Raw genomic sequence first — 8,290 nt, forward strand, 5'->3', positions numbered from 1 at the left:
CGCCGCCCCCGCGCGCCCGCCCGCCCCCGCGCGCCGGCGCGCACCCCCGCCCGCCCCGGCGCGCTCCATCACGCCGGGAGGCTCCCCGTACGGGTGAAGGTCGCGCGGGTCGCCGCAGAACACGGGGTCGCCGGCCGAAAAGCCGCTGCCGCTGTCGGTACCGCGTGGCAGGCTTCCCGCTATGACGGCGTGGACCCTCAACGACATCGAACGTGCGATCCGCTCCTCCTGGGGTGTCGACACCTGCGCGCCCGAGGACCAGGCCCACTGGCGTCCCGACAATCCCGCCCACGGCCAGTGCCGGGCGACCGCCCTGGTGGTGCACGACCTGCTCGGCGGCGAGCTGATGATGGGCGAGGTGTTCACCGGCGCGGTCCGGACGGACCTGCACTGGTGGAACCGGTCCGCCGACGGCGCCGAGATCGACATGACCCGCTCGCGCTTCGGCCCGGACGAGCGGGTCGGTCCCGGCCGCCCGGTCGCCCGCCCGCAGCGCCCGGGCCGGCTCCAGGCCCAGTACCAGCTGCTGCGCCACCGGGTCCTCGCCCACCTGGAGGGCGGCTCGGCGGACGCGCGGCACGCCGCGGCGGCCTGACCGGCCCCGGACGGCACCGGAGGGCGCGCCCCGACCGGCCGACGGTCGGAAAACTGACGTACAGTCGGTTGATCGTGGCCGGACGACCTTTCCGGCCGCCGGGCGACAGCGGGAGTGCGCGATGAGCGGGATGACGGTCGGCTTCGTCGGACTGGGCACGATGGGCCAGGGCATGGCCGCCAACCTGGTGAAGGCCGGGCACACCGTCCGGGTCTGGAACCGCTCGCCCGGCCCGGTGGCCGCCATGGTCGCCCGGGGCGCCCTGGCCGCCGACGGGCTGGCCGACGTCTTCGCGGCCGACGCGGTCGTCTCGATGCTCGCCAACGACGCCGCCGTGGAGCGCCTGCTGCTCGACCCGGCCCTGCTGGAGGGCGCCGCGGCCGGCGTGCACGTCAACATGGCCACCGTCTCGGTCGCCCTGGCCGAGCGCGCCGAGGCCCTGCACGCCGAGTACGGCATCGGGTACGTCGCCGCGCCGGTGCTCGGCCGCCCGCCGGTGGCGGAGGCGGGGGAGCTCAACATCCTGGCCGCCGGGAGCGCGGAGTCGCTGGCGGCGGTCGAGCCGCTGTTCGCCGCGATGGGCCGGCGCGTCTGGCACTTCGGCGAGCGCCCGGGCCAGGCCAACACCGCCAAGATCAGCACCAACTTCCTGCTGGCCTGCGCGATCGAGTCGATGGCCGAGGCGTGCAGCCTGGCCGAGGCCAACGGCGTCCGGCCGACCGACCTGATCGAGATGCTCGGCGGAACGCTCTTCCCGGGGCCGGTCTACTCCGGCTACGGCTCGATGGTGGCCGAACGCCGTTACGAGCCCGCCGGGTTCAAGCTGCCGCTCGGGCTCAAGGACGTCGATCTCGCGCTCTCCGCGGGCGCGGCGGCGCGCGTGCCGCTGCCGTTCGGCAGCGTGCTGCGGGACGCGTTCCTGGACGCGCTGGCGCACGGGGACGGCGAGAAGGACTGGGCCGCCGTCGCGGCCGTCGCCCGGCGGCGGGCCGGGCTCCCGGAGTAGCGGCGGGCGCAGGGGCCGACGCCCGGCAGGGCGGCCTTCCCCGCCGGTGCGCGGCCGCGTCCCGGCCACCCCCTCGCAACCTGCCAGACGGGTGCAAAACCCCTGTCCCAGGTCAGAGTTGGGCCAATCGGACGCAGTGGCCCGGCCGGCGAAGGAAACCGGTACCCGCCTTCCGGTGCGGTCGGGGGCTTCGGTAGTCTCCGACGGACTTTCAGCTTCGCGGGGGGATCGCGGCTCGGACGGCCGCCTGGTCCTTCCGCGCCCCCGGGCCGCGCCCGGACACTCTCGTGAGGTCTCCCTTGTCCATCTCCATACCTCGCAGTCTCGCCCTGGCCGGCGCCGCCGCGCTCGCCGCCTCGATGGTCCTGGCCGGAGCCCAGGGCGCGGTGGCCGCAGCCACCGCCGGATCGTCCCCCGCCGCCGCCCCGCAGGCCGACAAGGCGAGCGCCCGCGCGCTCGACCTGTCCCTGGACGGGGTGCCGCGGACCTTCGTCGCCGGTGGCGACACCAAGATGTTCAACTTCACCGTCGACAACAACACCAAGCACGACTTCGTCTACTACCCGCTGCTCAAGTTCAAGAACGAGGCGGGCAGCCTGCACGCGCAGCACCTCAAGGTCGAGTACCAGCTGCCCGAGTCGCTGGACAGGACGCGGACCTGGCTGCCGGCCACGCCCGCGCCGGGCGGCGGCGACACCGACGACGACGGTGTGCTGTTCCTGCTGGCCAAGCTCATCGACAACTCGGTGCCGGACTACAAGAACTCGCTGCTCGCCCTGAACCGGGGCAGCAGCCTCACGGTCACCGTCCGGGTCTCGGCGGCCAAGAACGCGCCGCTCGGCAAGGCCGGTGTGGTCCCGGTGGTCTTCGCCTCCAAGGTGGAGGCCAACAAGCCGGTCGGCCCGGGCGAGTTCGCGGGCGAGCAGGACTGCGGCGAGCGGTTCAGGATCGTGGCCGGGGGCGGCAAGCCGAGCCCCACCGCCACGCCGACGACCACGAAGCCGACCACCCCGAGCGCGAGCCCGACCGGCAAGCCCACCACCTCGCCGTCGGTCACCACCTCGCCGTCGGCCACCACCTCGCCGTCGGCGACCACCTCGCCGTCCGCCACCGCGTCGCCGACCGGCAGCCCGAGCGCCACGGCCACGCCGAGCACCAGCACCAGCCCGTCGGCCACCACCACGCCGTCGGCCACCACGACGCCGTCGGAGACCGGCACGCCGTCCGGCACGCCGAGCGCGACCACGACGCCGTCGGGCAGCGCGTCGCCAACCGCCACGTCGAGCACCTCGCCGAGCGCCACGCCGACCTCCGGCGCGAGCACCTCGCCGAGCGCCTCCACCGCCCCGGGGACCTCGGCGCCGCCGCCCGGCGACACCTCGGGCGACGACGAGACCGGCCCCCGCCAGCCGATCGACTTCCCGGTGAAGGTCCCGGCCATCGCGCCGCTGCCGATCACCCCGGAGGCCGTCGTCCAGGCGCGCGCCGACGCCGACAAGGCGCTGGCCACCACCGGTGGCGGTGACGACACCACCGGCATCGCGATCGCCGGCGGCGCCGTCCTCGCGGCCGGTGTCGGCACCCTGGTGGTGCTCCGCCGCCGCCGCGCCGCGCAGCACGGCTAGCCCGTACGGCCGGCCCCGCGGCGCACCGCGCAGCACCCGCCCGTGTCCCCGGTCCGCCGGGGGCACGGGCGGTTCCGTCCGGCCGCCCGGACGTGCCTAGGATGGCCGGTCAGGGGGCCGAAACGGGGCCGGAACGGGGCAGGCGAGGTACCGGGGTGCGGGGACGGGGCGCGGAGCGCTCGGCGAGGACGGAACGGCCGCGGCGCGCGGGGCGGGCCGGGTCGGACTACGGGGCCGGCGCCGGCCGGATCGCGGGTCTGCCGGTCCGCAGGCACCACGTGCTGCTGCTCGGCTGGACGGTCCTCTGGTTCCTGCTGGTCGAGCCGAGCGGCGGCTTCTCCTGGCACTACCTGCGCCAGGGCGAGGAACTGCTCTTCAGCGACCGGCCGGACGGCGGCCTCGCGCTCTACGCCCACCACCCCGAGCTGCAGATCGGCCCGGTCAGCCTGGCGGTGGCGCGGCTCTTCAGCCCGTTCCCGCCGCACACCGGCGCGCTGCTGGCCGAGGCGGCGATGTCCGGACTGGGCCTGGCGATGCTGGTCCTGGTCGGCCGCACCGCCGCCCGTCACTACCTGGGCACCGGCACCAACCACCGCCGGCTGCAGCAGCGGCTGCTGATCGCCGGCCTGGCGTTCATCCCGATGTGGGTCGAGGTGTCCGTGCGCTTCGCGCACCTGGACGACGTGCTGGCGCTGTTCTTCACCACCCTCGCCGCGCACGAGCTCAGCCGGGGCCGGGCCACCGCGGTCGGGGTGTACCTGGCGCTGGCGGTGGACGCCAAGCCGTGGGCGCTGGCGTTCGCGCCCCTGATCCTCGCGCTGCCCCGGGCCCGGTGGCCGCGGACGCTGCTCTGGTTCACCGCCTTGGTGGCCGTCGCCTGGCTGCCGTTCTACCTGGGGGACCTGGACACCATGGCGGCCGCCAGGTTCACCATCCCCAACCAGCCCGCCTCGGCGCTGCGCTGGTTCGGCGTGACCGATCCGGCGACGCCGTGGTGGGACCGCCCGGCGCAGTTCGCCCTCGGGCTGTCCCTGGGCTGCCTGGCGGTGTGGCGCGGCCGCTGGCCGGCCGTCGTCCTGCTGGGGGCGGACGCCCGGATCCTGCTCGACCCCAGCGTCTACACGTACTACTCCGCGTCGATCCTGCTCGGCACCCTGCTCTGGGACACCGTCGGGCAGCGGCGGCTGGTGCCGTGGTGGAGCTGGATCGCGCTGGCCGCCCTCTACGGCGGCACGCTGTTCCTGCCGTCCGACGCGGCGCGCGGCTTCGTCCGGCTCGCCTTCGTGGTGGTCTCGGCGGGGTACGTGCTGCTCTGGCCCGCCCAGCGGCGGCGCGGACGCGGCGGCGGCCCCCGGTCCGGCGCCGGACCGGGGGCCGGGCAGCCCGCCGAGGGACGGCCGCCCGGCCGCGAGCCGGCCGCGGTCTGACGCGGACGCGGGGCGGGCGGACTTGACCCTCACGCAACGGGAGGACGGAGGGTCGTGGTCAGCACGGAGGGAGATCCCGGATGAACACCGGAGACGGGTACCCGGTCGGCGCGGTGGCGAAGATCGCCAAGGTGACCGTCCGCACCCTGCACCACTACGACGAGATCGGCCTGCTGTCCCCCCGGGGCCGCACGCCGGCCGGCTACCGCCGGTACGACGAGGCCGATCTCGGGCGGTTGCAGCGGATCCTGTTCTACCGCGAACTCGGGTTCTCCCTGGAACAGGTCGCGGCCGTTCTGGACGATGACTCGGTGAGTCCGAGCGAGCACCTGCGGCGCCAGCACCGGTTGCTGACCGACCGCATCGCGCATCTCCAGCAACTCGCCGCGGCCGTCGAACACGCCATGGAGGCAGAGAAGATGGGCATTCAGCTGACCCCGGAGGAGAAGTTCGAGCTCTTCGGCGAGCACTACCGCGAGGAGTGGGAGACCGAGGCCGAGCAGCGCTGGGGCGACACCGCCGCCTGGGCGGAGTCCCAGCGCCGCACCGGGGGCTACGACAAGGCCGACTGGGAGCGGATCAAGGCCGAGACGGACGGGCTCAACGCCCGCCTGGCCGAGGCCTTCACCGCCGGCGAGCCCGCCGACGGCGGCCCGGCCACGGACCTCGCCGAGGAGCACCGGCAGCACATCTGCCGGAACTTCTACGACTGCACCTTCGAGATCCACCGCGGCATCGCCGGGATGTACCTCGCCGACCCGCGCTTCACGAAGGTCTACGAGGACCTCGCCCCGGGCCTCGCCCAGTGGCTGCACGACGCCATGCTCGCCAACGCGGACCGCCGCGCCGGCGGGCAGGCGTAGCGACGGCCGTCCCGTCCCGTCCCGCCCCCGTCCGGGCCGCCCCCGTCCGGCCCGCCCCCGTCCGGGCCGGACGGGAGGAGGCCGATGAATGGGATCGTTCCGGCCAGTGCGAAATTTTCTTCGAACACGCCACAACCCCGGCCGGACTCGGGCGTCTGAAAGGGTGAGGGCCGATCCGGCGCGGGTCCGACCGAGCCGGTGCCGGGCCTCGCCGCACAGGCCGAGTCCGACTACCACGGGGAACCCACCATGCGCCCGTCCACTGTCCGGAGTCTCGTCGGGACCGTTCCGCTGGCGGCCGTCGTCGCCGGTGCGGCCGGCTACGCGCTGCTTCCCGCCGAGGAGGGCGCGGAGTTCCGCCGGGTCCGGGCGGCCGGGGCGGCGTCCACCGGCGCGGCACCCGACGGGGCGGCGTGGATGCGGTCGGCGCTGACCGCTCCGGTGGCCGAGGCGGGCGCACCGCAGTTCGCACCGGTCGCCATGGCCGTCCAGGCCGCGGCACCGGTGCCGACGGCGGGCCCCGGCCCCGTGCCCGGCAACTCCCCGACCTGGCCCGAGGAGATGCCCGGCGCGGTCACCGAGGCCGTCGACGTCTCGCTGCGTCCGCTCGCCGGCGCCTGGGAGATCCAGGCCGGCGGCAGCTACCTCGACTTCGAGGTCACCTGGACCAACACCACCCGGCAGCGCTACGACGAGGTCGTCCCGGTGGTGCGGGTGCTCCCGTACGACTACCCGGCCGGCCTGGCCGGCCCCGGCAGGACGTCCAAGGGGATGCTGGACCGCAAGGACCTCGACGAATGGCGCGAGGTGAAGCTGAACCAGCAGGGCGTGGGCAGCGGCCCCCAGCCGGGCGCGTTCGCGCTCGACCCCGGGGAGAGCCGGACGGTCCGCTACCGGCTGACCCTGTCCGTCGGCAGCCCGTCGGGCCGGCTGCCGGTCCAGGCCGAGGGATGGATCGGCCGCAGCGCCAAGGCGGTCCGGGCCGGCGGTGCGCAGGCCCGGGTGAACGTGAAGGTGGACCAGCCGGTCCAGCTCTCGACGACCAGGCCCACCGACGGGTCCAGGGGCCGGCAGCCCTCCGAGGTGCAGGTGGAGCTGGCCAACCTGGACGGCTACGCCCAGCACACCGTCACCCCCGCCCTGGCGGTGTCCGACCTGGGCTCCGTGAACGGCACCCACGACCTGACGCCCGCGGACCTGACCGCCGAGGTGCTGGCGGGCGGCGAGTGGCGCCGCCTCGAAGGGGCTCTCGACGCGCAGGGCCGGGTCCGGCTGGACACCACCGGGCTCACCCGGGTGCTCGGGCCGGGCGAGAACGTGCTCTACCGGTTCCGGCTCAACGTGCCGGCGGGGTGGATGCCCGACCGGAGCATCTGGATGGCCGCGGGCGCCGGCGTCGACGGCCAGGCCCTGCCCGAGCGGTCGGCGGCCGTTCCGCTGCTCGCCCGGTAGCGGGGCGAACCGATCGAACCAGGCCGGCCCGTCCACTCCGGCCGGTCCGGCCACCCGAAGACGATGTCCTGACGCACCGGCGTGGAACCGGAACGCCGTCGGGGGGAGAGCGAAGACGGATGTCCATGGCCATCGAGCCGGCCGCCCGGGGCGACCGGGGGTGGGCAGCGGCCCTGCGCGGCCTGGTGACGCTGCTGTTCGGCGCCCGGGAGGCGCCGCAGGGCGGGGGCGAGGTGCTGGACATCCCGGTCGCCGCGCAGTCGGCCGGGCGGCGCCGCGCCGGGTTCCGGCTGCTGCCCGGCGGCGGCCGGACGCAGGAGGGGCGCCCGACGCTGACCGACCTCTACCTCACCCACCGGCTCAGCCTGGTCCGCCTCGCGGTGCTGCTGGTCGACCACCAGGACCAGGCGGAGGACGTCGTGCAGGAGGCCTTCGCCAAGCTCTACCAGCGGCACGGCGAGCAACTGGACGACCTGGACAACGCGCTGGCCTATCTGCGCACCGCCGTGGTCAACGGCGCCCGGTCGGTGCTGCGCCGCCGCCGCACGGCCCGGGAGTACGTGCCGCCCCACGAGGCGGACGCGCCGTCGGCGGAGGACCACGCCGTCCTCCACGACGAGCACCGCCGGGTGCTGGTGGCCCTCCAGGAGCTGACCCCGCGCCAGCGCGAGGTGCTGGTGCTGCGCTACTGGTCCGACCTGTCGGAGTCGGAGATCGCGGAGATCCTCGCCGTGTCCCGCGGCACCGTGAAGTCCACCGCCAGCCGGGCCCTGGACGCCCTGGAGAAGAAGCTGGAGGACGCCCGATGAACGACGAGCGGCGCCCCGCGGCCGACGGGGAGCACGGCGGCGGTCCGGGCCCGAGCGGCGAGTCCCCGGTGGAGCGCCTGCTCCGCGAGGCCATGGCGGCCCGCGTCGCCCGGATCACCACCCAGGACCTGCGTCCCGCCGATCCGCCGTCCGGCCCCCGGACGCGGCGCCGGCCCGCCTACCTGGTGGGCCTGCCGCTGATGGGGCTGGCGGCGGCGACGGTCATCGGCCTGCTCTCCGTCCCCGGGGACACCCTGGCCGACAAGGGCGACGACACGCCGGCGGCCACGATGAGCTCCAGCGCCGATCCGAGCCCGGGCCCGGATCCGCTGGCCCCGGCCGAACAGTCCGCCGACCCGCTCGGCCGCCCGGCCGGGGCGCCGGCCCCGGGCGTGCCGCAGGACCCGGGCAGCGCCTTCGAACCGGACGCCGCCGGTGCGCCCGGTACCACCGGCTCCCCCGGCGGCGCCGGGGCGGGGAGGGGCCGGCCGGTGACCGGCGCGGCCTCCCCGC

At 75.7% G+C, this 8,290-nt stretch carries 8 protein-coding genes; all 8 read left to right on the forward strand.

Annotation, left to right across the window (positions count from 1 at the left end; translation table 11 throughout):
• The first annotated feature begins 181 nt into the window (after positions 1-181).
• The gene (locus tag ACFXAM_RS36150; RefSeq protein ID WP_380297864.1) at positions 182-595 is read left to right on the forward strand and encodes a hypothetical protein; all 414 of its coding nucleotides are present in this window, start codon (positions 182-184) and stop codon (positions 593-595) included.
• Between the two features lie 121 nt (positions 596-716).
• Positions 717-1,601 carry an NAD(P)-dependent oxidoreductase gene (locus ACFXAM_RS36155; protein WP_380297865.1) on the forward strand — a complete coding sequence of 295 codons (885 nt, stop codon included), beginning with the start codon at positions 717-719 and terminating at the stop codon, positions 1,599-1,601.
• A gap of 299 nt (positions 1,602-1,900) precedes the next feature.
• On the forward strand, positions 1,901-3,226 hold the full coding sequence (locus ACFXAM_RS36160) for an LPXTG cell wall anchor domain-containing protein (protein ID WP_380297867.1): 1,326 nt from the start codon (positions 1,901-1,903) through the stop codon (positions 3,224-3,226).
• Positions 3,227-3,483: 257 nt separating this feature from the next.
• Positions 3,484-4,653, forward strand: coding sequence for a hypothetical protein (locus ACFXAM_RS36165; RefSeq protein WP_380297877.1), 1,170 nt, complete (start codon positions 3,484-3,486; stop codon positions 4,651-4,653).
• Positions 4,654-4,733: 80 nt separating this feature from the next.
• The gene (locus tag ACFXAM_RS36170) at positions 4,734-5,516 is read left to right on the forward strand and encodes a MerR family transcriptional regulator (RefSeq protein WP_380297869.1); all 783 of its coding nucleotides are present in this window, start codon (positions 4,734-4,736) and stop codon (positions 5,514-5,516) included.
• Positions 5,517-5,765: 249 nt separating this feature from the next.
• Positions 5,766-6,968, forward strand: a complete 1,203-nt coding sequence (locus tag ACFXAM_RS36175) for a hypothetical protein (protein ID WP_380297871.1) — start codon at positions 5,766-5,768, stop codon at positions 6,966-6,968.
• Between the two features lie 119 nt (positions 6,969-7,087).
• The gene (locus ACFXAM_RS36180; RefSeq protein ID WP_380297873.1) at positions 7,088-7,777 is read left to right on the forward strand and encodes an RNA polymerase sigma factor; all 690 of its coding nucleotides are present in this window, start codon (positions 7,088-7,090) and stop codon (positions 7,775-7,777) included.
• On the forward strand, positions 7,774-8,290 hold a 517-nt coding region (locus ACFXAM_RS36185), incomplete at its 3' end, for a hypothetical protein (RefSeq protein ID WP_380297875.1). The genes ACFXAM_RS36180 and ACFXAM_RS36185, both read left to right, overlap by 4 nt.

It is taken from the genome of Kitasatospora sp. NPDC059462, assembly GCF_042749955.1.
Classification (GTDB): domain Bacteria; phylum Actinomycetota; class Actinomycetes; order Streptomycetales; family Streptomycetaceae; genus Kitasatospora.